Annotated in this window: 20 protein-coding genes; 9 read left to right on the forward strand and 11 right to left on the reverse strand. The window is 71.5% G+C overall.

Annotation, left to right across the window (positions count from 1 at the left end; all coding sequences use genetic code 11):
* Positions 1 to 7: 7 nt before the first annotated feature.
* Both ACYVLP_RS18125 and ACYVLP_RS18130 read right to left on the reverse strand, forming a co-directional pair.
* Entirely contained in the window at positions 8 to 1,531 is a 1,524-nt protein-coding gene (locus ACYVLP_RS18125; protein ID WP_460628733.1) for a multicopper oxidase family protein, read from the reverse strand.
* The gene (locus ACYVLP_RS18130) at positions 1,518 to 1,988 is read right to left on the reverse strand and encodes a hypothetical protein (RefSeq protein ID WP_460628734.1); all 471 of its coding nucleotides are present in this window, start codon (positions 1,986 to 1,988) and stop codon (positions 1,518 to 1,520) included. Before ACYVLP_RS18130 ends, ACYVLP_RS18125 begins: the two co-directional genes overlap by 14 nt.
* 166 nt (positions 1,989 to 2,154) lie before the next feature.
* On the opposite strand from ACYVLP_RS18130, the gene ACYVLP_RS18135 reads away from it, so the two are divergent.
* Positions 2,155 to 4,248 carry a sensor histidine kinase gene (locus ACYVLP_RS18135; protein WP_460628735.1) on the forward strand — a complete coding sequence of 698 codons (2,094 nt, stop codon included), beginning with the start codon at positions 2,155 to 2,157 and terminating at the stop codon, positions 4,246 to 4,248.
* Positions 4,241 to 4,954, forward strand: coding sequence for a response regulator transcription factor (locus ACYVLP_RS18140; RefSeq protein WP_460628736.1), 714 nt, complete (start codon positions 4,241 to 4,243; stop codon positions 4,952 to 4,954). Before ACYVLP_RS18135 ends, ACYVLP_RS18140 begins: the two co-directional genes overlap by 8 nt.
* On the opposite strand, the gene ACYVLP_RS18145 is transcribed toward ACYVLP_RS18140, so the two are convergent.
* The 4 genes from ACYVLP_RS18145 to ACYVLP_RS18160 form a co-directional block, all read right to left on the reverse strand.
* Entirely contained in the window at positions 4,909 to 5,937 is a 1,029-nt protein-coding gene (locus ACYVLP_RS18145; protein WP_460628737.1) for an LLM class flavin-dependent oxidoreductase, read from the reverse strand. The genes ACYVLP_RS18140 and ACYVLP_RS18145 overlap by 46 nt on opposite strands.
* Before the next feature lie 136 nt (positions 5,938 to 6,073).
* Positions 6,074 to 6,598, reverse strand: coding sequence for a 2'-5' RNA ligase family protein (locus tag ACYVLP_RS18150; protein ID WP_460628738.1), 525 nt, complete (start codon positions 6,596 to 6,598; stop codon positions 6,074 to 6,076).
* A 4-nt stretch (positions 6,599 to 6,602) separates the two neighbouring features.
* Positions 6,603 to 7,463, reverse strand: coding sequence for a P-loop NTPase family protein (locus ACYVLP_RS18155; protein WP_460628739.1), 861 nt, complete (start codon positions 7,461 to 7,463; stop codon positions 6,603 to 6,605).
* A gap of 1 nt (position 7,464) precedes the next feature.
* Positions 7,465 to 7,938, reverse strand: a complete 474-nt coding sequence (locus ACYVLP_RS18160) for a MarR family winged helix-turn-helix transcriptional regulator (RefSeq protein ID WP_460628740.1) — start codon at positions 7,936 to 7,938, stop codon at positions 7,465 to 7,467.
* A gap of 83 nt (positions 7,939 to 8,021) precedes the next feature.
* Between ACYVLP_RS18160 and ACYVLP_RS18165 the strand changes: the two genes are divergently transcribed.
* Positions 8,022 to 9,842, forward strand: coding sequence for an ABC transporter ATP-binding protein (locus ACYVLP_RS18165; protein WP_460628741.1), 1,821 nt, complete (start codon positions 8,022 to 8,024; stop codon positions 9,840 to 9,842).
* 300 nt (positions 9,843 to 10,142) lie between these two features.
* On the opposite strand, the gene ACYVLP_RS18170 is transcribed toward ACYVLP_RS18165, so the two are convergent.
* Positions 10,143 to 10,685, reverse strand: coding sequence for a dihydrofolate reductase family protein (locus ACYVLP_RS18170; RefSeq protein WP_460628742.1), 543 nt, complete (start codon positions 10,683 to 10,685; stop codon positions 10,143 to 10,145).
* 60 nt (positions 10,686 to 10,745) lie between these two features.
* On the opposite strand from ACYVLP_RS18170, the gene ACYVLP_RS18175 reads away from it, so the two are divergent.
* Both ACYVLP_RS18175 and ACYVLP_RS18180 read left to right on the forward strand, forming a co-directional pair.
* Positions 10,746 to 11,231 carry a PH domain-containing protein gene (locus tag ACYVLP_RS18175; protein ID WP_460628743.1) on the forward strand — a complete coding sequence of 162 codons (486 nt, stop codon included), beginning with the start codon at positions 10,746 to 10,748 and terminating at the stop codon, positions 11,229 to 11,231.
* A complete protein-coding gene (locus tag ACYVLP_RS18180; RefSeq protein WP_460628744.1) occupies positions 11,228 to 12,745 on the forward strand; it encodes a PH domain-containing protein in 1,518 nt (505 codons plus the stop codon). The genes ACYVLP_RS18175 and ACYVLP_RS18180 overlap by 4 nt, the downstream gene beginning before the upstream one ends.
* 11 nt (positions 12,746 to 12,756) lie before the next feature.
* Here the strand turns inward: ACYVLP_RS18180 and ACYVLP_RS18185 are convergent, their stop codons facing one another.
* Positions 12,757 to 13,884: an ankyrin repeat domain-containing protein gene (locus ACYVLP_RS18185; RefSeq protein WP_460628745.1), complete on the reverse strand. Its 1,128-nt coding sequence runs from the start codon at positions 13,882 to 13,884 to the stop codon at positions 12,757 to 12,759.
* A gap of 236 nt (positions 13,885 to 14,120) precedes the next feature.
* A complete protein-coding gene (locus tag ACYVLP_RS18190; RefSeq protein ID WP_460628746.1) occupies positions 14,121 to 15,083 on the reverse strand; it encodes an SMP-30/gluconolactonase/LRE family protein in 963 nt (320 codons plus the stop codon).
* 151 nt (positions 15,084 to 15,234) lie between these two features.
* On the opposite strand from ACYVLP_RS18190, the gene ACYVLP_RS18195 reads away from it, so the two are divergent.
* A complete protein-coding gene (locus ACYVLP_RS18195) occupies positions 15,235 to 16,416 on the forward strand; it encodes a sensor histidine kinase (protein ID WP_460628747.1) in 1,182 nt (393 codons plus the stop codon).
* Positions 16,413 to 17,054: a response regulator gene (locus ACYVLP_RS18200; RefSeq protein ID WP_460628748.1), complete on the forward strand. Its 642-nt coding sequence runs from the start codon at positions 16,413 to 16,415 to the stop codon at positions 17,052 to 17,054. Before ACYVLP_RS18195 ends, ACYVLP_RS18200 begins: the two co-directional genes overlap by 4 nt.
* Positions 17,055 to 17,228: 174 nt before the next feature.
* Here the strand turns inward: ACYVLP_RS18200 and ACYVLP_RS18205 are convergent, their stop codons facing one another.
* Positions 17,229 to 18,632: a cation:dicarboxylate symporter family transporter gene (locus tag ACYVLP_RS18205; RefSeq protein WP_460628749.1), complete on the reverse strand. Its 1,404-nt coding sequence runs from the start codon at positions 18,630 to 18,632 to the stop codon at positions 17,229 to 17,231.
* Between the two features lie 85 nt (positions 18,633 to 18,717).
* On the opposite strand from ACYVLP_RS18205, the gene ACYVLP_RS18210 reads away from it, so the two are divergent.
* Positions 18,718 to 20,322 carry a sensor histidine kinase gene (locus tag ACYVLP_RS18210; RefSeq protein ID WP_460628750.1) on the forward strand — a complete coding sequence of 535 codons (1,605 nt, stop codon included), beginning with the start codon at positions 18,718 to 18,720 and terminating at the stop codon, positions 20,320 to 20,322.
* Positions 20,319 to 21,008, forward strand: a complete 690-nt coding sequence (locus ACYVLP_RS18215) for a response regulator (protein ID WP_460628751.1) — start codon at positions 20,319 to 20,321, stop codon at positions 21,006 to 21,008. The genes ACYVLP_RS18210 and ACYVLP_RS18215 overlap by 4 nt, the downstream gene beginning before the upstream one ends.
* A gap of 129 nt (positions 21,009 to 21,137) precedes the next feature.
* On the opposite strand, the gene ACYVLP_RS18220 is transcribed toward ACYVLP_RS18215, so the two are convergent.
* Complete coding sequence (locus ACYVLP_RS18220; RefSeq protein WP_460628752.1) at positions 21,138 to 22,316, reverse strand: CaiB/BaiF CoA transferase family protein; 1,179 nt, start codon at positions 22,314 to 22,316, stop codon at positions 21,138 to 21,140.
* Positions 22,317 to 22,487: the final 171 nt, after the last annotated feature.

Genomic DNA, 22,487 nt, shown 5'->3' on the forward strand with positions numbered 1-22,487 from the left:
GCGGGGTTCACTCAGGCTGGTTCCCGGCCACCCCGTTGATCGTGAACGGCGTCGTGACGCCGTCGTACATGACGTGCGCGACGAGACCGTCCACGGCGTGTTGCAGCGTGTGGCAGTGGTCGCTCCAGATGCCGGGGTTGTCCGCGACGAAGGCGACCTCGTACGTCTCGCCAGGCCGCACGTCGAGCGTGTCGACCCACCATGGGCTCCCTTGGGCCGCAACGGAGTCCCGCGACAGGACAACAACGTGATGACCGTGCAGGTGCATCGGGTGCACCTCGTCCGAGTTGTTCGTCAGGCGCATCACGACGACGTCACCCTCGCGGACGTGGAACATCGGGACGTCAGGGAACAGCCGGCCGTTGACGGTCCAGAACACCCCCGGACGGCCGTCGATGAGTCCGATCCGGCGCCCGATCGTGTAGTCGAACGTCTTGTCGGGGTGCGACGGGTCGAAGCCCAGCGGTGCGGGGCGGCCGTAGTCCAGCAGGTCCAGCACCTCGCGTGGCTGCGTGACGGGGCCGGGCGTCGCGGCGGCTGCCGGCCCGAGGATGACGCTGCGAGCGCCGCCGACGTGCACCCGGGCAGCAGATCCGTCGGCCGGTGCGGTGACCATCAGGTCGACGCGCCCGCCCGCCGGGACCAGCACCGAACGGTCGACGACCTCGGTGGGCCCGACGACCTCGTGGCCGTCGACCGCCACGACCCGGTAGGGCTCCGACGACCACACGGTCGCCGTTCCCTGGTCGGTGTTGACGACCCGGATGCGGGCGGGCTCGCCCGGGGTGGCCACGACCCGCTCGTCCTCAGCGCGTCCGCCCAACGTGTGCTGGCCGGCATACACGTGCAGGAGCGCCACGATGTCGACGGGGCTCCGCGAGCCCGAGTCGGCGGGGGCCCCGGACGGGCTGACGACAAGCGCCCCGAAGAGGCCGCCCTCGACCTGCTCGTGCGACACCTGGTGGGAGTGGTACCAGTACGTCCCGGCGTCCTTCACCACGAACCGGTAGACGTATCGCCCGCCGACCGGCACGGCATCCTGGGTGATGCCGGCGACGCCGTCCGCCGCGTTCGGCACGTCGACGCCGTGCCAGTGAAGCGTCGCGCCGTCGCGCACCGACTCGTTGACGAAGGTGACCTCGACGAGCTGGCCCTGGCGCGCCCGGATGGTCGGGCCCGGCGACGTGCCGTTGACGGTGTAGCCCTCGACCGGGCGACCGCCGGGGATCGTCACGGTGCCACTGCGCGCCACGAGCTCGACGCGCACGTCCGCCCTGCGCGCCGGGTCCGCAGTCAGGGACGTCACGCTGACCTGCCCGGCGGCGACCGGCCCGGCACCATGCGCATCGTGGCCCATCGCGTCGTGGCCCATCGTCATGACCGAGTACTCGCCGAGCCGGCTCGACGTCCAGGCGAAGGCTGTGAGGCCGAGCGCCCCGGCCAGACCGACCGCCGCGACGAGGCGACGCGTTCGCCGGGACGTCCGGCCGGGCTCAGGAGGCAGGTCGGACCACGGGTCAGACCGGGACACGGCTGCCCGGGGCCGACGCCGCGTCGGCGGCCTCGACCCGGCCGGCTCGGCGCGCGGCGTGGACGGCCGCGAGCAGCACGGCGAGCGCGTTCGCGCCGTGGAGCAGCCCCAGATAGGGGACGTCCTTGATCGAGTAGCCGAGCATGGTCTGCAGGAAGACGAGGCCGAAGACGATGCCCGCCCAGGTCCGCGCGCCCCGCACCTTGACGAAGAAGGAGACGACGAGCAGCGCGAGCGCCACAACCGGGATCACCATCCCGCCGACGATCGCGTGGATCGGGAAGCCGAGCTCGCCGGTGAAGTTCGAGCCGCTGCGGCTCTCGACGAGCGCCTTGTCGACCACTCCCCCGCCCTGGACGTACCCCGACATCCCACCGAAGCCGAAAGCGATCGCGGCCGCCTGGACGAACACCCCGCCGGCGACGATCCAGGCGAGCACGATGTAGGTCTTGCGCATCAGAGGGTCCTTTCGCGGATGCCGGATGAGTTCCCTCCACGATCCGCGGGCCGGGACAGCGCGGTAACCAGGCAGCCCTCACAGTCGATGGAGGTTCTCCCCCATAGCCGCGTGTGGCCTACCCGGTGACGCGCGACCGGCCCAGGGCCGATCATGAAGTGTGTTCGTGAGGCGAGGCTGGTTGGTGACGCTCGGTGCCGTCGGCACCGCGTCGCTGCTCTATGTCTTCGTCGTGCGAGGGTTCGTCGACGTCGGCCCGCTCCCCGGAGAGGGTCTGGGCTGGCCACTCGTCGGCGTACTGCCCCTCTACGCCTTCGGCCTCTGGCTGCTCACGGCGACCTCGTCGCGCTTCGCGGTCTACGTCGCGCTCGGGGCGACCGCGATGGCGGTCAGTGCGGCCTACGAGACGGCGGTCGAGCGCAATCCCGAGGTGCTCACCTGGAGCGGCTTCCCGCTGCTCAACTCGATCGGCCTGACCTCCGACGCCCTGGCCACCATCGGCTTCCTGCTCATGATCGCGACCTTCCCCAACGGCGTGCTCGAGCACGCGTGGCAGCGCGTTGCCTGCCGACTGCTCTGGCTCCAGGCGCTGGTCGCACCGCTGACCTTGCTGACGACCCCGCAGGTCGTCATGACGCAGTACATCGGCGTCCAGGCCGCCATCCCGAACCCGTATGCCGTCCCCGCACTCGAGTGGGCGGCGCCGGTCGTCGACGCACTGCTCGTCCAGGCCGGCCCGGCGCTCGTCCTGGGCATCGGCGTGCTGTACAGCAGAGCCTTCTTCGGCACTCCCAAGACCCGGGCCCAGCTCAGGCTCCTGGCCTGGGCGGCCACGTTCGCGCTCGTCGCCTTCGGCATATGGGCGAAAGTGCCCGAACTCGGGCTGGACGGCGGGCCCCTCGGCTGGATCAGCCAGGTCGCGGTCTTCGTCGGCCTCTTCATGCTGCCCGCTGCCTGCATCCACGGCATCCTGCGCTACGGCGCCTTCGACATCGCCCTCGCCGACCGGGGCCGGGCCGTCGTGCGTTCGTCGACCGTGCTCATCACCGTCCTGTACGGCATCGCGGTGGCCGCGCCGGTGGTGCTGATCAGCGACAAGCTCACGGCGGTCAGCGCGGCGCTGTTGTCGGCAGTCCTGGCCGTGGCTCTGCTCCCCGTGCGCGGGTGGCTCGAGCGAGCCATCCACCGCGCGGTCTTCGGTGACCGCGACCACCACCTCGCGCTGCTCAGCGAGCTCGGGGCGCGCCTGGAGCAGGCCGTCGAGCTCGACGAGGTGCTGACCAGGCTGGCGCAGTCGCTGCGCGACGGGCTCGATGCGACCTGGGTCCGGATCCGGCTCCTCGGCTCCGACGGTGAGGTGACCGACTCGTCCCTCGGGGTCGCGGGCGAGACGCTGGGCGATCCGGTCGTGGTGCACGACCTCACGCAGGGCGACGCGCGGCTCGGCCGTATCGAGGTCGGCCCGGGTCGGCACGGCGACTACAGCCTCGCCGAGCTCACCCTGCTCGGCACCGTGGCACGGCAGGCCACGACGGCCGTCTCCAACGTCCACCTCACGGCCCAGCTCGCCGAGCAGCTCGACGAGCTGACGGCGTCCCGGGTGCGCCTCATCACCGCCCAGGACGCCGAGCGCCGGCGCATCGAGCGCGACCTTCACGACGGCATCCAGCAGAACGTCGTCGCGCTCATCGCCAGCCTGCGCCTCGCCCGCAACCGCCTCGACCGTGGCACGCTTCGCCGCGAGGAGCTGTCGGAGCTGCAGGACCAGGCCCGCGAGACGCTCGCGGACCTGCGGGAGCTGGCACACGGCATACACCCGCAGGTGCTCAGCGACAGCGGGCTGGTGGCTGCGATCGAGTCGCGCACGACCCGCTTCCCGGTGCCGCTCACCATCGAGGCCGACGACGAGCTCCGCTCGCGGAGGTTCGACCCCGACGTCGAGACCGTCGCGTTCTACACCATCCGCGAGGCGCTCTCGAACGTCGCCAAGCACGCCAACGCGTCCCGGGTCCGAGTCGCCTTGAGCCGCAACGAGACTAGGCTTCGGGTCATGGTCTCGGACGACGGCATGGGCTTCGACCCCGGCGCCGGTGTCGATGCCCATGCCGGGCTCGCGAACATCCGCGACCGCGTCGCGGCAGTCCACGGCCACCTCCACGTGTCCAGCGCGCCGGGACGCGGCACCCAGATCGTCGTCGACCTGCCGATCGAGCCCGAGACGGTGACGGAGTCGCCGACGCCGGAGCCCGCGAATGCCTGAGCCGCTGCGAGTGGTCATTGCCGAGGACAACTACCTCGTCCGGGAGGGCGTGCGCCGCCTGCTGGAGGACTCCGGTGAGGTCACGGTCCTGGCGTGCGTCGGCACTGCGACCGAGCTGCTCGACGCCGTGCGGCGGCTCGCGCCGGACGCCGTGCTCACCGACATCCGGATGCCGCCGACCCACCAGATGGAAGGCATCGAGGCAGCGCACGCCGTCCGGGCGGCATACCCGTCGACCGGTGTCGTCGTGCTCTCGCAGCACACTGACGAGAGCTACGCCCTGGCCCTCTTCGCGCACGGCTCCGCGGGCGTCGGCTACCTGCTCAAGGACCGAGTCGGTGACCTGGAGGACCTCGTCCACGCCCTGCGAGAGGTGTGCGCGGGCGGGTCGGTCGTCGACCCGCAGATCGTCGACGCCCTGGTGCGCCGCCGCAGCCAGGGGGTCACCAGCCCTCTCGCCGGGCTGTCACCACGCGAGCTCGACGTGCTCCGGGAGATGGCTCTGGGCCGCACCAACGCCGGCATCGAGCAGGCGCTGCACCTGTCGTCCTCGACGGTCGAGAAGCACGTCAACGCGATCTTCACCAAGCTCGGCCTCTCCGAGGCACCGGTGCATCGCCGCGTCGCTGCCGTCCTCGCCTTCCTCGAGGCGGAGAACCCTCAGGCGATGAGCTCGCGCACGCGCGGGACGACCTCCTCGGCGTAGAGCCTGATGCACTCCATGCGTTGCACATGCGGGAGCGTGCCCATGGAGTACTTCAGCTGGAACCGTGAAACACCGAGCAGGCCAACGGTTTCCGCGATCTTCTGTGCGACGGTCTCGGGCGACCCGCAGTACACCGCACCGTCGCGTCCGACCTGCGCCAGCGCCTGCTCCTTGGTCATCGGAGCCCAGCGTCGCTCACGGCCGATCTTGTTCATGTACGGCAGGAAGTGCGGGAGGAACTCGTCACGGGCCAGGTCGTCGGTGGCGGCCACATAGCCGGGCGAGTGGACGCCGACAGGGAGCTCGGGCCGGCCCATCTCCTTCAGCGCCCGCCGGTACAGGTCGGCGAGCGGCACGAACTGTCGCGCCGAGCCGCCGATGATCGCGATCACCACCGGGAAGCCGTAGTGAGCCGCCCGGACCACGGACTGCGGCGTGCCGCCGACGCCGACCCACACGGGCAGCCGGCCAGACTCGGTTGCGGGCATGACCCGGTCGACCTGGACCGGTGGACGGATCGAGCCCTGCCACGCGACGGGTTTCTCCGCGACCACGGCCGCGAGCAGGTCGAGCTTCTCCTCGAAGAGGAGCTCGTAGTCGTTGAGGTCGAGCCCGAAGAGAGGAAAGGACTCGACGAACGAGCCCCGGCCCACGGTGACCTCGGCCCGGCCGTGCGAGATCGCGTCGACCGTCGAGAAACGCTGGAACACCCGAATGGGGTCATCCGAGCTGAGCACCGTGACGGAGGTGCCAAGGCGGATCCGCTCGGTCCGGGCCGCGAGCCCTGCGAGCAGGACGTCGGGGGCGCTGACGGCATAGTCATCCCGGTGGTGCTCACCGATCCCGATGAAGTCGAGCCCGAGCCGGTCTGCGAGCTCTCCCTCGGCCAGGACCTCCCGGATGACGACGGCCGGATGGAGCGGCTGCCCGTCCGGCCCGTTCGCGATGTCACCGAAGGTGTCCAGGCCGAGTTCGAGGCTCATGGGCCCATCGTAGGTATGCCGCCTCCTCCCCCACTCCATCGTCCAGTGAGCGCGTCATCCCACCAGTCACACAGGCGTCCGTGATGCGCTGCGTGACGCGAGTGACGGAGCGCTCACTCGACCAGGTGGGAGCGGGTCAGGCGCCGAGGTTCCAGGCGCGCTCGGAGATGGGGTTCCACCGGCGCACCGACTCGAGCTGGCCGTCGATGGGCCGGGTCCGGCCGAGCACGGCCAGCGCCTCGCCGACCTGGCGGGAGCCGAGCCCGCGGGCGAGCGTGACGTGCGGCGTCCACCGGCCGGGTCGCACCTGGTCGGGGACGTCGGGGGCGGCGACCATGGCCTCGGCGATCGCCGTGTGCAGCGACAGGAGGCGAGCGCAGGGCACGAGCAGCCGGGCCAGTACGAAGCGCCGGGACCCCATGACCACGAGCGGGCCGAGCCGCACGGGCACGGGTAGCTGTCCGCGCACGATGGCGCGAAGGCGGGCCTCGACGAAGTCCGGCACCGACCCAGCCACCGAGAGGGTGAGGTGCGGAGCCGCGGCGACACCGAGCTGATGTGCCTGGCTCGGCAGGCCGGCGCCGGCGAGGGCACCCCATTCGGCTCGGACCTGGCGGTCCGAGCCGGCGTCGAGCAGGGCCTCGACCGACTGCACAGGCATTCGCTCAGGCCACCTCGCGAGGCTCCGGCTGGCCGATGCCCAGGTGGTCGCCGACGAACGACTGGATCGTCTGCGTGTGCTCGGTCCAGCGTCCGTCGCCGACCTCCACCACCAGCGTGGGCACGTCCAGCCGTGGGAGCAGGTCGAGCTCCAGGTGCCGTCGGTACCGCATGAACTCGACGTATCCCTCGAACCCGTGCAGACCGCGGGCGAGGCCATACCCCTGCTTCGTGTGATAGCCGACCACCCGGTCGAGCCACTCCTGCGGCCGCTCGGCGGCCGCACGCTCGAGGATCTCGCCCGGGTCACCGGGATCGAGGTAGACCAGGGCCGGCGACTGCGAGGACACCGTCTCTACGAGGGCCTGGACGTGACGCTCCAGCACGAGGTCTGGCTGGTCGAACCGGGCCACGAGGGCGCAGACCGGGTTCTGCAGCAGCACGCACTCCCAGATCTGGATGGTGTCGCGCGGCTCACGACCGAACCGTCGCCAGCTGTCTGCGAGCACCCGCGCGTGCAGCTCGGGCGTGATGCTGCCGTCGTAGCCGTCGAGGTCGCGCAGCCGGCTCACGAGCCCTCGGGGCAGGTCGGACCGCCGTCGCCCGTATCGCACCAGCCAGGCGTCACCGGACCGTTCTGCGGCGCCGATGAGGGCGCTCGCGTCGGCAGGAAACTGCCCGAGCAGTCCCACGAGGTCGTCGTTGGTCAGCACAGCGACCTGCTCGAAGTCGACCGGGTGGTCGACCCGGCCCTCGGCGAAGTGCTCGGCTCGCACTCCCTGTGCGGCCAGCCAGAGGCCGAGGCCATGCGCGGTCGTGCTCTTGCCCGACCCCGGCAGGCCCTCGACCATGATCACACCAGACACGTCATCCCTCTCTCGGATCAAGTTTGCCGAGAATAGCTGCGAGAGAGTCCCGCTCGCGATCGGACAGGGTGCCGAAAAATGCGGCAGCGTCCGCGCGCCGCTCGGCCTCCACGTCGGCGAGCACGGCCTCGCCCTCCCTGGTCAGCTCGACCGTCGTCGCCCGGCGGTCGGACGGGTCTGCGGCGCGCCGCACCAGCCCCCGGTCCTCGAGGCGGTCGACCACGTCGGTGGCCGACCGTGGCGCGATCCGCAGGTGCTCGGCGACGACACCGAGCCGCGTCGGGCCGCCGTGGCCGATGACCCTCAGCGCACGAGCGTCGTGAGGGGCCAGGTCGTGGCCGAGGCCCCGTGCCCAGCGGCGCCGCAGCGCCCGAGCGGCACCGAGCAGCAGCTCGTCGAGGGCGGCGGGCTCGTCGTCCCGCGCCTGCCCAGGGACTCCACCCCGTCGATGGGGGTGGTGAGGGGGCGACGGCATGGGAGCAGCATAGGGCACCTTGCTCGCAACCTCAAAGTGAGGTAACCTCATTAAATCTCAAGCCCTAGCGAAGGAGGCAACGCTTGCCCGAGCTCCCCCACCACACCGCAGGGCGCGGCCCCACCCGCCTCGACCCGGCCGACCGCGCACAGCTCGCCGAGTCGCCCGTCTCGATCCGTCGGGTCCTCGCCCTCTTCCGTCCCCACGGCGGCGTCGTCACCGTCGTCACCGCGACGATCGTCGTCATCTCGGTCATCTCGATGGCCCAGCCGTTCCTGCTGCGCTCCGTCATCGACGACGCCCTGCCCCACCAGAACGTCCGCCTGCTCCTGCTGGCCGTCGGCGGCATGCTCGCGGTCACCGTCGTCACGCAGCTGCTCGGGGTCGTGCAGACCTGGCTGACCACCGCCGTCGGCCAGCGCGTCATGCACGGCCTGCGGACCGACGTCTTCCGGCATCTCCAGCGCCAGTCGATCGCCTTCTTCACCCGCACGCGCGGCGGTGAGGTGCAGTCGCGCCTCACCCACGACATCAGCGGCATGCAGTCGGTCATCACATCGACGGCCACGTCCATCGCGAGCAACGTCACGACGGCCATCGCCACGGCCATCGCCATGGTCGCCATCAGCCCACGCCTGTCCCTGCTGTCGCTGCTCGTCATCCCCCCGGCCGTCCTCATGACCCGCCGGGTAGCCCTGCTGCGCCGCGACATCACCACGCAACGGCAGCGGCGCCTCGCCGACCTGCACAGCCAGGTCGAGGAAGGCCTCACGGTCAGCGGCGCCACCCTCGTCAAGACCCTCGGGGCGGGTGACGCGACCGCTGATCGGTTCTCGGCCACCTCGACCGACCTCATCGACCTCGAGCTGCGCTCGCAGCTGGCCGGCCGCTGGCGGATGGCGACGATGCAGATGGTCTTCGCCGCGATCCCGGCGCTCATCTACCTCGCCGCGGGCTTTCCGGCCACCTCCGGCGGCATGACGATCGGCACGCTGATCGCCTTCACGACGCTCCAGGGGACGATCTTCCGGCCGCTGCTGGGTCTGCTGGACGTGGGCGCCCAGTGGATCACGTCGATGGCTCTGTTCAGCCGGATCTTCGCCTACCTCGACCTCCCCGTCGAAGTCGCCCCACCGGCCGAGCCGGTCGCGATCGACCTCGGCTCGGTCCGCGGCGAGATCGTCATCGACGACGTGACCTTCACGCACGACGGACGGGTCAACGCACTCGACGGTGTCACCCTCCGCGTCCCGGCCGGAAGCACCCTGGCGCTCGTCGGTGAGACCGGCTCCGGCAAGTCCACCCTCGCCGGCCTCGTCGCGCGCCTGCACGATCCCGCCTCGGGCACGGTCGCCGTCGACGGCATCGACCTGCGCGACCTGGACCCCGGTGACCTGGCCAGCATCGTCGGCGTCGTCAGCCAGGACACCTACCTCGTGCACGCGTCGATCCGCGACAACCTCCTGCTCGCCGCCCCCGAGGCGCCCGACGACGAGCTCTGGCGGGCCCTCGAGGCCGCCCAGGTCGCGGCGCTCGTCGCAAGCCTGCCCGACGGGCTCGACACGGTCGTCGGCGCCCGCGGGCATCGCTTCTCGGGCGGCGAGAAGCAGCGCCTCGCCATCGCGCGTACGCTCCTGCGCAACCCGAGGATCCTCGTGCTCGACGAAGCGACCAGCGCTCTGGACAACGACACCGAGCGCGACCTGCAAGCGGCCCTCGACCACCTCAGGGCCGGGCGCACCACGATCGCGATCGCACACCGCCTGTCGACCGTCCGCGATGCCGACCAGATCGCGGTGCTCGACCACGGCCGGGTCGTCGAGATCGGCGACCACGACGCGCTCGTGGGCCGCGGCGGTCGCTACGCGCGCCTCGCCGCCGCCGACCTCGCCCCGGCCGCCTGACCCGCTCCCGGTATGCGGCTGCGGCGGGTATGCGGCTGCGCCGGGTATGCCGGTCAGCCGGGGATGCCGGTCAGCCGGGGATGCCAGTGAGGCGAGCGTCCCGCTCGAGCGGGCATGGGTCGAGCGGGGTGCCTCCGGTCTGGCTCTATCTGCGTTGCTCCACCACGCGGAGCAACGCACACGGCGCGGACGCCACCGCTCAGGCGGGACTCCGCGTCATCGGACGCGGGGTGTCTCTGGTCTGGCTCTATCTGCGTTGCTCCACCACGCGGAGCAACGCAGATAGGGCGGACACCCCGCTCAGGCGGGGCCGTAGTCGAGGTGCACGACGCCGTTGGCGTAGACGTCGGACCCCTTGAGGGACAAGGTCGTCGGGTCGACGCCGTCGGCGAAGAGCCGCTCCCCGGTGCCGCGGGCGACCGGGTAGACGAACAGGTGCAGGTCGTCGACGAGGCCGTCCCGTAGCAGCGCCCGCACGAGGGTGCCGCTTCCTGAGACGTAGATGATGCCGTCGGTCCCGTCCTTGAGCCCGCGGATCGCCTCCGGGTCGTAGGGCATCGTCGTCGACGGACCCCACTCGACGCCGGGCTGCTGCGACGCGACGACGTACTTGTGGGTCTCGTTGAAGAACGGAGCGCCAGGGTCGTCCGCGACGGTGCGAGCCGACCAGGCTGGCGCGAACGCCTCGTAGGTCCTGCGGCCGAGGAGGATCGCCTTGGCCGAGCCGGTGATCGCGGCGAGGGTCTCACCCATCTTCGGGTCGAAGCCGAACTCGAAGGTCCAGCTCGGGTCCTCGTAGACGCCGTCAAGTGCGATGAACTCGTGAACTGCGATGCTGCCCATGAGCATCCACCCTTGGGCCACCGAGCCTTCCCGTCAACCCGGTGTGGCAACGTTGGCTCTGTGGAACTACGCGAGCCGGCGCACCTCGTCTCACCCAGGGCGGTTCGGATGTGGACCGTGGAGGCGCTGTTCGCGAACCTCTTCCTCGTCGCCGCGCAGGTCATCTGGTGGTTGGTCGACGACGACTCCGACCGCACGAGCCACCTGGTCGTGGCCCTGGTCTGGCTCGTCGTCGCGGTGGCCTACGTCATCGTCATGCCGCGCTGGCGCTACCGGGTCCACCGGTGGGAGGCGACCGAGCACGCCATCTACACGCAGACCGGCTGGCTCAACCAGGAGCGTCGCATCGCACCACTGTCCCGGGTGCAGACGGTCGACCTGGAACGCGGACCGGTCGCCCAGCTCTTCGGGCTCGCATCGGTGCGGGTCACGACGGCATCCGCCGCCGGCCCCCTGAAGATCCACGGGCTCGACCTGCCCGTCGCGCAGCAGCTCGTCGACTCGCTCACGACCGCGGCAGTCATGGAGAAGGGCGACGCGACGTGACCGACCGGGCTCCCGCGGCCGACGACGAGACCGAGTGGCGCCGCCTCGACCCGCGGATGCTGCTCATCCACCCGCTCGAGACCCTGGTGCGCCTCCTGCCCGCCCTCCTGGCGATCTTCATCGCCCGCCTCGGCAGCGACGGCAACGACCGCTGGGAGCTCCTCGCGCTGCCCGTCATCGTCGCCTACGGGGTGTTCCGCTGGCTGACGACTCGCTACCGGATCGGCGACGGCCAGATCGAGCTCCGGCGAGGCCTGCTCACCAAGCAGACGACGACCGCACGGCTGGACAAGGTGCGCACGGTCGACCTCACAGCCAAGCTGCACCACCGCGTCCTCGGGCTTGCCAAGGTCGAGATCTCGACCGGCGGCAGCCGCCGCGACCGGCTCGTCCTCGACTCGCTCCAGGCGGACGAGGGACGCCGGCTTCGAGCGGAGCTGCTGCATCGCATCGACCCGTCGGTCACCGCGCTGCCCAAGCCGTCGGGTCCTCCCGTTGACGATGCCGGGATCGCGGAAGTGCTCGCCGACGCGCCACCTCCACCCCTCGACGAGGAGCTGGTGCGCCTCGACCCGACGTGGGTGCGCTACGCACCGCTGACGATGACGGGCATCGCGACCGCGGCGGCGGGCCTCGGGTTCATCACGCAGGGCTTCTCGCGTCTCGGCGAGGAGGGGCAGACCATCATCGAGCGGGCCCAGTGGGTCCGAAGCCTCGCGTGGTGGATCGACGCCGTGCTCGTGCTCGCGCTCGTCTCGGGACTGGCGGTGACGGCATACATCCTCGCGTTCTGGGGCTTCCGCCTGACGCGCAACCGGCTCGGAAGCCTCCACACCAAACGCGGGCTGCTCACGAGCCGTGAGACGAGCATCGACCACGGACGGGTGCGCGGCATCCGGCTCGACGAGCCGCTGGGGCTGCGGCTGGCCGGGGCGCGCCGCCTCAAGGTCGTCACGACGGGTCTGCTGCGCGAGCGCGGTGGGTCCGACTGGCTCTGCCCGCCGGCACCTGCACGTGTTGTCACCGGTGTCGCCTTCGAGGTGGTCCCGGACGCGGCCGCCATCCTCGCGGCGCCCGCGCAGCACGGACCCGCAGCCCGGCGCCGCCGGCTCATCCGCTCCATCGTGCCGGCGGCGGTGGTCGTCGTGTTGCTCGTCCTCCTCCGCCTGGTGTGGGACCTGCCGCTGCCGTGGGTGGGCATCGGCCCGGTTCTGCTCGTCGCCGCGGTGTGGGTCGGGCTCGACCGCTACACGGGCCTGGGGCACCTCGTGACGGAAGGACATCTCGTTGCGCGCGAGGGATCGCTCGACCGGCGGCGCGTCGTCCTCGATCGTGAGGGGATCATCGGCTGGACCGTGCGGCGCTCGTTCTTCCAGCGCCGCTCGGGCCTGGCCACGCTGGTGGCCACGACCGCTGCGGGCGACCAGCACTACGACGTCGTCGACGTGCCGGTCGACCGTGCGGTCGCGGTGATCGCGGAGATCAGCCCGGACCTGCTGGCCGAGTTCGCCTGAGCGAGAGGCGGCTACGCCTTCTCGAGGATCCGGACCAGCGCCTCGTACCCCTTGGCGCGGGCGTGCTCGAGCGCGGTGACGCCGTCCTTGTCGGCGATGGCCGGGTCGGCGCCCGCGGCCAGCAGGATGCGGACGATCTCCTGGTGCCGCAGCCCACCGTCACCGAGGATCACCGCCTCCAGCAGTGCGGTCCAGCCGAGGTCGTTGACATGGTTGACGTCGATCCCCGTCATCACGACGCGCCGGACGTAGTCGACGTGCCCCCGTTCGCTGGCCGGGATCACCGAGATGCCGCCATAGCGGTTGCGGATGGTGAGGTCAGGCTTCGCCGGGAGCAGCGCTTCGAGCATGGCCACGCTCCCTGTGACGCCGGTGACGAGCCACGGGGTGTCGTGTCGGTCGTCGAGCGCGTCGGCGTCGGCGCCCATCGCGACGAGGACGCGGGCGGCGTCGACACGGTCGTGGGTGGCTGCGAGCAGCAGCGCCGTGCGCCGCCGTCCGTCCCGCGCCTCGAGGTCGGCTCCCGCCCGCAGCGCGAGCGCGACCCGGTCGGCGTCACCCGCCTCGGCCGCCGCGAGCAGCTCACGGTCCGGGTCGGCGATGGGCTTGGCGGTCGTCGCCGTCACAAGCACTCCTTCGAGTCGGGGATAGTTTCGTTCGCGAGCCATCTGCAGCGGGGTGAGCCGTTCGGTGCCGGACGGCTGCTCGAGAGCGACCCCGCCCGCCACGAGCACGCGCAGCGTGTCGACGTATGCCGTCGTGTCGCGTCCCAGCCAGACGGCCTCGTGGATCGCCTGGTACCCGATGCGGTTGACATGGTCACGGTCGATGCCGGCGCGCAGCAGCTCTCCGACGACGAGGGCATGCCCGCGCTCGGCGGCGCGGATCAGCCCCGTGCCGTTCCAGCTGTCCTTGTCGTCGACCCTGGCACCGTGGGACAGCGTGAGGCGCAGCAGCTCGAGGTGGCCTTCGCTGGTCGCGACGAGATAGGCCGACTGCACGGTCTCGTCCTTGGCGTTGACGTCGGCGCCGCGGGCCACGAGGGTCCGAGCGCGGTCGACATCGTCCGCCCAGGCTGCGTCGCGCAGCGCCTCGTCGAGGGCCGCCTGCTCTGCCGGGGTCGGCGATGTCGGGCTCACCCGGTCGAGTGTGGCGGATGGGGTCGGGCGCGCACTCGACGAGGGGGTGTCGCGCGTGACGTCTGGGGTCGCGCGCTCACTCGACGAGGGGGTGGCACAGGCCGCGAGGACGACGCCGCCCAAGGCGAGAGCGAGCCCGACCGACCGCCACGGGCGTCGCGCAGGGGGCGTGCCGCGCATCGGAGCCGGTGGTTGCACCCGGTCGTCGCGGTCCGTCGGGCCGTGCAGTGCAGCCCTCACGGCACGAACGGGTCGGTGACGACCTCGTACGGCGGCGTTGCGACGGCCTCGTCGAACTTGCTGTCGACGTACATCGTCCGCCCACGCAGCACCTTGGCGGTCGTGAGCACCCGGGCCGGGTCCGTCGCCCGCTGCGAGAGCAGCTCGGCCGACCTGCCGTCCGCTGTGAGCTGCAGCGACGCGAGCATGCGCGAGAAGTTGCGCACCACGCTGAGGCGGGTGCCCTGGAGCACGAGGCCGTCGGCGTTGACGAGGTCTGCCGAGCCGGTCGTCACCGCCGACACGGACCCGTCTGCCAGCGCGAAACGCCAGAGCAGCCCGACGTTCCCCTGCGCGACGACGAGGGCCGAGCCGTCCTGGCTGACGACGATGCCGCCGAGGTTGAAGCCGCTCGCCTGTGCGATCGTGCCGGTCGCGTCGGCCCACAGCTCCGCCGACCACCCGTTCGCCCCTTCGGCGACCCGGATCACCTGTGGCGCATTGGAGTTCGTGAAGTAGGCCGCCCCGTCCGGGCCGATCGCGACGTCGTTGAGGAAGACGTTGTCACCCGGCGCCCGAAGAGCCGCGAGCAGCTCGCCGGAAGGCGAGTAGACCCACAGGTCCGGGCGGCCCGGCTGCCCGATCCCGTTCGGCCCACCGGCGACGTACACCCGGCCCGCGGAGTCGGTCGTGACGCCACGGGCGGTCCAGCGGCCGTCGGTGCCGTCGCCGCCGACCCACTCGCTCGTCTGCCTGGCCCCCGCGGTGCCGCGGTGGATCTCGCCACCGGTCGTCTCGCTGACATAGAAGACGCCGCGCCGCTCGTCGGCGCCGATGCCCTCGAACTTCGACCCGCCCTCGTCCCCACTGAGGACGTAGCGGTCCGGACGGCCCTCGCCGGAGGCGGTCGCGGCGGGTGCCAGCACTGCGAGGGTGGTCGCTGCGGTGAGGACGGACAGGGTGGCGATGGTGCGCTTCATGTGGGACTCCTCGGGTCGGTGCCGTGAGTGGTTCAGGGGGTCGATTCCACTGTCGTGCGCGGCCCCGCCCTTCCGCGTCGGGCAACCGTCCACTCCTGACTAGCCGATCGGATGATGCCGCCGCCGCCTGCCGTCCCTAGGCTGGCGGGTCATGGAGTCCGTCGGCATCCTCGCTCCCGCCCGGCTCGACCGGTGGCTGCAGGTCGTGCTCCTCGTGCTCCTGGTCACGTGCGCGGCGCGGTATCTCATGCGCCACCCCTTCGACGTCACAGCGGTCCTCATCCTCCTCGGTGCCGCAGCCTTGGGCGTCGCCTACTCCACGCGTCACCTCGTTGCGGACCGGCCGGCCTGGCCGACCGTCTGGGTGGTGTTCGTCGTCGTCCTCTGGATCGCTCTGACCCTGGTCGCACCCTCGTTCGCATGGACGGCGGTGCCGGTCGCGTTCGCCGTGCTTCAGGTGCTTCCCTTTCCGTATGCCGTCGGCGTCGTCGTGCTCATGACCGCGGTCGTCAGCGTGGCGTGGGCCAGGATCACCGAGGACGTCGACCCGACGGTCTTCGTCGGCCCGGTCGGCATCGCCCTGGTCACGGTGCTGTCGTACCGCGCCCTCGAGCGCGAGGCCCGGACTCGTCAGACCCTGATCGACGACCTCACCGAGGCGCAAGCGGATCTCGCTGCGGCACAACGACGCTCGGGCGCCCTCGCGGAGCGCACGCGGCTCTCTCGCGAGATCCACGACTCGGTGGGGCAGGACCTGTCGAGCATCACGCTGCTGCTCAACGCAGCCGAGCAGGAATGGGACCGGCGCCCCGACGAGGCGCGGCAGCACGTGCACAGGGCCGGCGACGCTGCGCGGGAAGGGCTGGAGGAGGTGCGCCAGGTGGTCCGCGACCTGGCACCGGCCGGGCTGGAGACGGACGGCGCCGACACCGCCTCGGCGCTGCCGGACGCGGTGCGACGAGTGGCAGAGACGACCACGCACGGCATCGTCGTGCAGGTGCGAGTGCACGGGGTCCCGGTCCCGGTGCCGTCCGACGTCGCCGGCGCCATCGTCCGGTCGGCGAGGGGCGCGCTGGCGAACGTCGTCGAGCACTCTGGTGCGAGCCGCGCCGTGGTCAGCCTGACCTACAACCCCGACGAGGTCCTGCTCGACGTGCGTGACGACGGGAGGGGCTTCGATCCCGCACGCCCTCGGGACCGCGGCGACCGCGGTCGTGGGCTGGACGGCATACGGGACCGGGCGACCGGGCTGGGAGGCCGGGCCACCGTCGAGAGCAGTCCCGGCGAGGGAACCGCGGTCTCCGTGGCATTCCCGCTGGACGGTGACCGATGAGCGCAGCGCCGGCGACCGTCCGTGTCGTCCTCGTCGACGACCACCCCGTCGTGCGGGCCGGCCTGCGGGCCCTCGTCGAGGGGCAGGACGACCTGACAGTGGTCGGTGAGGCGAGCGACCTCGACGGTGCGCTGCGCGTCGTCCAGCAGGAGCGACCCGACGTCGTCCTCATGGACCTCAACCTCGGCGCCGGCGCGGGCGGGGCGGAGGTGACGGCGCGGCTTCGCGCGCTGCCCGACCCGCCCGACATCCTCGTGCTGACGACGTACGACACCGAGGCCGATGTGCTGCGAGCGCTGGACGCCGGGGCCGTCGGGTACCTGCTCAAGGACGCGCCACCCGACCAGCTCTTCGCCGGCATCCGCTCCACCGCCCGCGGCGAGACGGTGCTCGCGCCCTCGGTCGCGGCCACGCTCGTGCGGCGCGCGAGCTCGCCCGGCCCGGTCGTCACCGAGCGGGAGGTCGAGGTCCTGGAGCTGCTGGCACGTGGCCTCGGCAACCGGGAGATGGCTCGCGAGCTGTTGGTCTCGGAGGCGACGGTCAAGTCCCATCTGTCGCACATCTACACCAAGCTCAGCGTCGACACTCGCGCCGGCGCGGTGGCGGCGGCGATCGAGCGGCGCATCATCCGCCCGTAGGGACCCGGCGCTCACTCGATCGGGCCTCCCGAGGGGGCAGACGGCATACCTGGAGAGTCAGCGAGGTCACGGGTGGCGGTGGACCGGGACGGCACATGCGCATCGGCGCGACCATGAGGCCGCGCCGATGCGCTCGGTGCAGGTCACTGCAGGTAGTGCAGCTAGGTGCTGTTGTCAGCGGGCCGCGCCGACGAGCTCCGGCTCCGCCTGCGTGACCACCGGCGCCGCAGGTGCGACGTCGTCGTCGATCATCGCGGCCTCGTCGAAGGGGAGGCGTCCGGCGAGCACCAGATCCGCCTTGGCCTTGTCGATCTCACCGACCCAGGTGCCGATGAGCACGGTCGCGATGGCGTTGCCGGCGAAGTTCGTCAGCGCCCGCGCCTCGCTCATGAGCCGGTCGATCCCGACGATGATGCCGACGCCCGGCACGAGGTCTGGGCGGTGCGACTGGAGGCCACCCGCCAGCGTGGCGAGCCCGGCACCGCTGACCCCTGCGGCGCCCTTGCTCGCGATGATCATGAACACGAGGAGCGAGATCTGCTGGCCGATCGTGAACGGCTTGTCCATCGCCTCGGCGATGAACAGGCTCGCCATCGTGAGGTAGATCGCGGTGCCGTCGAGGTTGAAGGAATAGCCCGTCGGGACCGTGATGCCGACGACCGGGCGGGAGACGCCGAGGTGCTCCATCTTCGCGATGAGGCGCGGCAGGGCCGACTCCGACGACGAGGTCGACAGGATGAGCAGGAACTCGCGGCCGAGGTACTTCAGCAGGGAGAAGACGTTGATCCCCGTGACCGTCCGCAGGATCGCGCCGAGGAAGCCGAACACAAAGATCGCGCAGGTCACGTAGAAGGCGAGCATGAGCAGCCCGAGGCTCTTGAGCGAACCGAGACCAGTCGCGCCCACGAGCGCGGCCATGGCACCGAAGGCGCCCACGGGGGCGGCCCACATGATCATCGACATGAGCCGGAAGACGAGCTTCTCCAGGTACTTGACCGCCGTCAGGATCGGCTCACCGGACGGCCCCATCTTCTGCAGCGCGAAGCCGACCAGCAGGGCGATGACGAGGACCTGAAGGACCGAGCCGGACGTGAGGGCCGAGACGAGCGTGTCGGGGATGAGCCCGAGGAGGAAGTCGACGGTCGTCTCCGCACCGCCGCCGGCCGCGCTCTGGCCGGCGGCAGCCGTCGCCTCGGTCAGGCCGAGGCCGGCGCCGGGCTTGATGATGTTGCCGACGACGAGACCGATCGCGAGCGCGACGGTCGACATCGTGACGAAGTAGGCGAGCGCCAGACCGCCGACCTTGCCGACCTGAGCGGCCTTCCGAACGGATCCGATGCCGAGCACGATCGTGCAGAAGATGATCGGCGTGATCATCATCTTGATGACGTTGACGAACCCGGTGCCCAGGGGCTTGAGGCTCTTGCCGAGCTCGGGGAACAGCGCCCCGACGACGATGCCGGCGACCATCGCGACGATGACGGCGACGTAGAGGTAATGGGTGCGGTCGCGCTTCTGCCGAGTGCCAGATGCCGGGGGCTTCTGGGCGTCGACGGCGCTGTCGGCGGTGTGGCTCACGGTGACCTCCGTTGGCGAGGCCCGGGTCGGTGCCGGGCTGGTGGATGCCCTGAGCCTGGTCGCGTGAGTGACTAGGGTCACGATTGTGTTCATTGAGTTCTCGCCGCGGCGGTGGAGTGTCGCGGCGCAGACCTTTGCACTCCAGGTCGGCATCGCGGTCATCGTCGTCGCAGCCGGTCTCGCCGGCGCCTTCGTCCAGGCCCAGCGGGCGGGCGACCAGGAAGCGACGGCCAGGGCGCTGGCCGTCGCGGAGACGGTCGCGGCGACCCCCGACGTGGTCAGTGCCGTCCAGGGCCCGGACCCCACGGCGGAGCTGCAGCCCTACGCGGAGCGCGTCCGCCTCGAGTCCGGCACCGACTTCGTCGTCATCATGAGCCCCTCGGCGGTCCGCTTCACCCACCCCGACCCCAGCCAGATCGGCGGAAAGTTCCTGGGCCACACGGCAGAGGCGCTCGCCGGCGGTGTGGTCGTCGAGGACTACACCGGCACTCTGGGCCCGTCGTCGCGCGTCGTGGTCCCGGTGAAGGACGGCGCTGGCGTCGTCGCCCTCGTCTCGGTCGGCATCCGCAAGGCTGCGGTAGGCGAGCGCGTCCGCGCCCAGCTGCCGGGCATCCTGCTCGCCGGTTTGGTCGCCGCCCTCTTGTCCGGCCTCGGGACCGCGCTCGTCGCCCGCCGCATCCGGCGTCAGACGCACGGCCTCGGCGAGCGGCAGCTCCGCGAGATGTACGAGTACTACGACGCCGTCCTCCACGCCGTCACCGAGGGGCTCGTCATCACCGACCTCGACGGCACGCTCCGGCTCGCCAACGACGAGGCCGTCCGCCTGCTCGGGCTCGCACCGGACGCGGTGGGACGCAAGGTCGCCGACCTCGGGCTCGCGCCGGCGCTGGCCGCAGCCCTGACCGACGACGAGCCCCACGAGGACGAGCTGCACGTGACCGCTGCGCGCGTGCTCGTGCTCAACCGAGGCCCGGCCATGTGGCGCGGGCGCCGGCTCGGTCACGTCGCGACGCTGCGCGACCGCACCGACCTCGAGGCCCTGACGGGAGAGCTCGACTCGGCTCGTGGGCTCACCGAGGCCCTGCGTTCGCAGGCGCACGAGTCGGCCAACCGGCTCCACACCATCGTCAGCCTCATCGAGCTCGGCCACACCGACCGGGCGCTCGAGTTCGCGACCGACGAGCTCAGGGTGTCCCAGGTGCTGACCGACCGGGTGGTCGGCTCCGTCGACGAGCCCGCCCTCACGGCGCTGCTGCTCGGCAAGGCGGCCGAGGCCCACGAGCGCGGGATCGCCTTCGAGATCGAGCCGGGGGCACACTGGCCACGCGACGTCGCGCCGACCCGCGACGTGGTCACCATCGTCGGCAACCTCATCGACAACGCCCTCGACGCCGTGTCGAGCGACGGAGCCGGGCTGAGCGCCGACCGGCGGGTCGTCTTCGGCTCCCGGGTCGACCACGGGTATGCCGTCCTCGACGTCTCCGACAACGGGCCGGGACTGCCGCCCGGTGCCGTCGCCGACGCCTTCCGGCGCGGCTGGTCGACCAAGGACCAGGGCAGCGCCGGGAGGCGTGGCATCGGCCTGGCGCTCGTGGCCCAGACCGTCGACCGGCTCGGCGGCTCGCTCGAGGTCTCCGGGCCGCCGGGAGCGACGTTCACGGTGCGGCTGCCGGTGCGGGTGTCATCGTGACCGGGCCGAAGGTGCTGCGGGTCCTCGTCGTCGAGGACGAGCCGGTCGCGGCCGACGCGCACACGGCATACGTCTCGCGGGTCGACGGCTTCGCCGTCGCGGCCACGGTCGGCACCACCCAAGCTGCGCTGAAAGCGTTGCAGGACAAGCAGATCGACGTCGTCCTCCTCGACATGAACCTCCCGGACCGGCACGGCCTCGACGTCGTCCGCGCGATGCGCGCTGCCGGGCACCGGGCGGATGTCATCGCGGTCACCTCCGCGCGCGACCTCGAGGTCGTGCGGGCGGCCGTGTCGCTGGGGGTCGTGCAGTACGTCCTGAAGCCGTTCGTGTTCGCGACGCTGCGCGACCGGCTGCTTGCGTACCGCGCCTACCGCGACCAGGTCAGCGGCGGTGCGCAGCTGGGCACCCAGGCCGAGGTCGACGAGGTGTTCGCCGGCGCCCACGCCGCCACGGAGCCACGGCTGCCCAAGGGCATGGGCGAGGAGCTCCTCGCACGGGTGTCGAAGCTGCTCCGCGAGTCCTCGAGCGGGCGGTCGGCGTCGGAGATCGGCGAGGCGCTCGGAGTCAGTCGGGTGACCGCGCGGCGGTACGCCGAGCACCTCTGCGACGCCAAGCTGGCCGTCCGGCGCTCGAGGTATGCCGGCGCCGGCCGCCCCGAGGTCGAGTACCTCTGGAGCCGCTGATCTCCCCCGTCCCGCGGAGCGAGCTCCGAACCACCTTGACCCGTTGGAGCCGCGCCTAGGGCTTCGAGCCACCCGTGGACGAGTGGCGTCGGGCCTCAAGGGTGGCGTCGGGACATCCGGGTGGCTGGGTCAGGCGGGAGGCTCTTCAGCGAGCCACCGGCGGATGGCGGCGCCGTCCTCGTCGAGCCTCGGCGGTGCGGCGTGGTCGCGGCGGGTGACCTCGGCACCGTCGCCGTCGAAGAACCGCAACGGTGGCCCAGGCAACGTGAGACGGCCGAGGGTCGGGTGGTCGACCTCGATGACCAGCCCCTGGCTCGCGGTCTGGTCCCACGCGTACACCTCGTCGAGGCTGCGCACCCTGCCCGCGGGCACGCCGACCTCGGCGAGCCGAGCGAGCAGCGGCTCGGCGTCCCAGTCGGCGAAGGCCCGCTCGACCACCTCGATGACGTCGGCGCGGTTCGCCACCCGGAACGCGTTGGTAGCGAGCCCGTCGGCCGCGGGGTCCAGCCCGAACGCCGTGCAGAACCGCTGCCACAGTCCCTCACTCCCGACCGCGATCTGCACCAACCCGTCGCGGCAGTGGAAGAGGCCGTACGGAGCGATCGAGGGATGGTGGTTGCCAGCGGAACGGCCGACCTCGCCGGCCACGGTCCACCGCGTCCCCTGGAAGGCGTGGACGCCGACGACGGCTGCGAGCAGCGACGTGCGGACGACGCCACCGCGACCCGTGCGGTTGCGCTCGTGCAGCGCGGCGACAACGCCATAGGCGCCGTACATCCCGGACAGCAGGTCCGCGATGGGCACGCCGACTCGCTGCGGGTCGTCCGGGCCGGAACCGGTCAGTGACATGAGTCCTGCCTCGCCTTGCGCGATCTGGTCGTAGCCGGCCCGCCCGCCCTCCGGTCCGTCGTGCCCGAACCCGGTGATCGACAGGACAACGAGGCGAGGGTTGCGCTGCATCAGCTCGTCGATGCCAAGGCCGAGCCGCTCGAGGACCCCGGTGCGGAAGTTCTCGACGAGCACGTCGGCGCGGTCGACGAGGGCGAGCAGCACGTCCTTGTCGGCGGGCTCCTTGAGGTCGAGGGTGATCGACTCCTTGTTGCGGTTCGCCGAGAGGAAGTACGTGGCCTCGCGTGCCTCGTCGGGCCCGACGAACGGCGGCCCCCAGCCGCGGGTGTCATCGCCGTGCCCAGGTGCCTCGACCTTGATGACGCGGGCGCCGAGGTCGGCGAGCATCATCGTCGAGTGCGGGCCGGCGAGCGCTCGGGAGAGGTCGACGACGAGTACGTCCGAGAGGGGTCCGGTCACGCGGTCAGTATGCCGTCAGCCCCCGTCCGCGAGCACCGCCCCGCCCCCTCCCATTCCCATCCAGGCTGAGGTGGGGCTGGTGGGACGGGGCGCTCACTCGACTGTGAGGATGGCGTCGCGGCCTGGTTGGTGGTGGGCTGTGTTCGACGATCCCGGGCGTGACTCTTCACT

The organism is Intrasporangium mesophilum, from assembly GCF_054783095.1.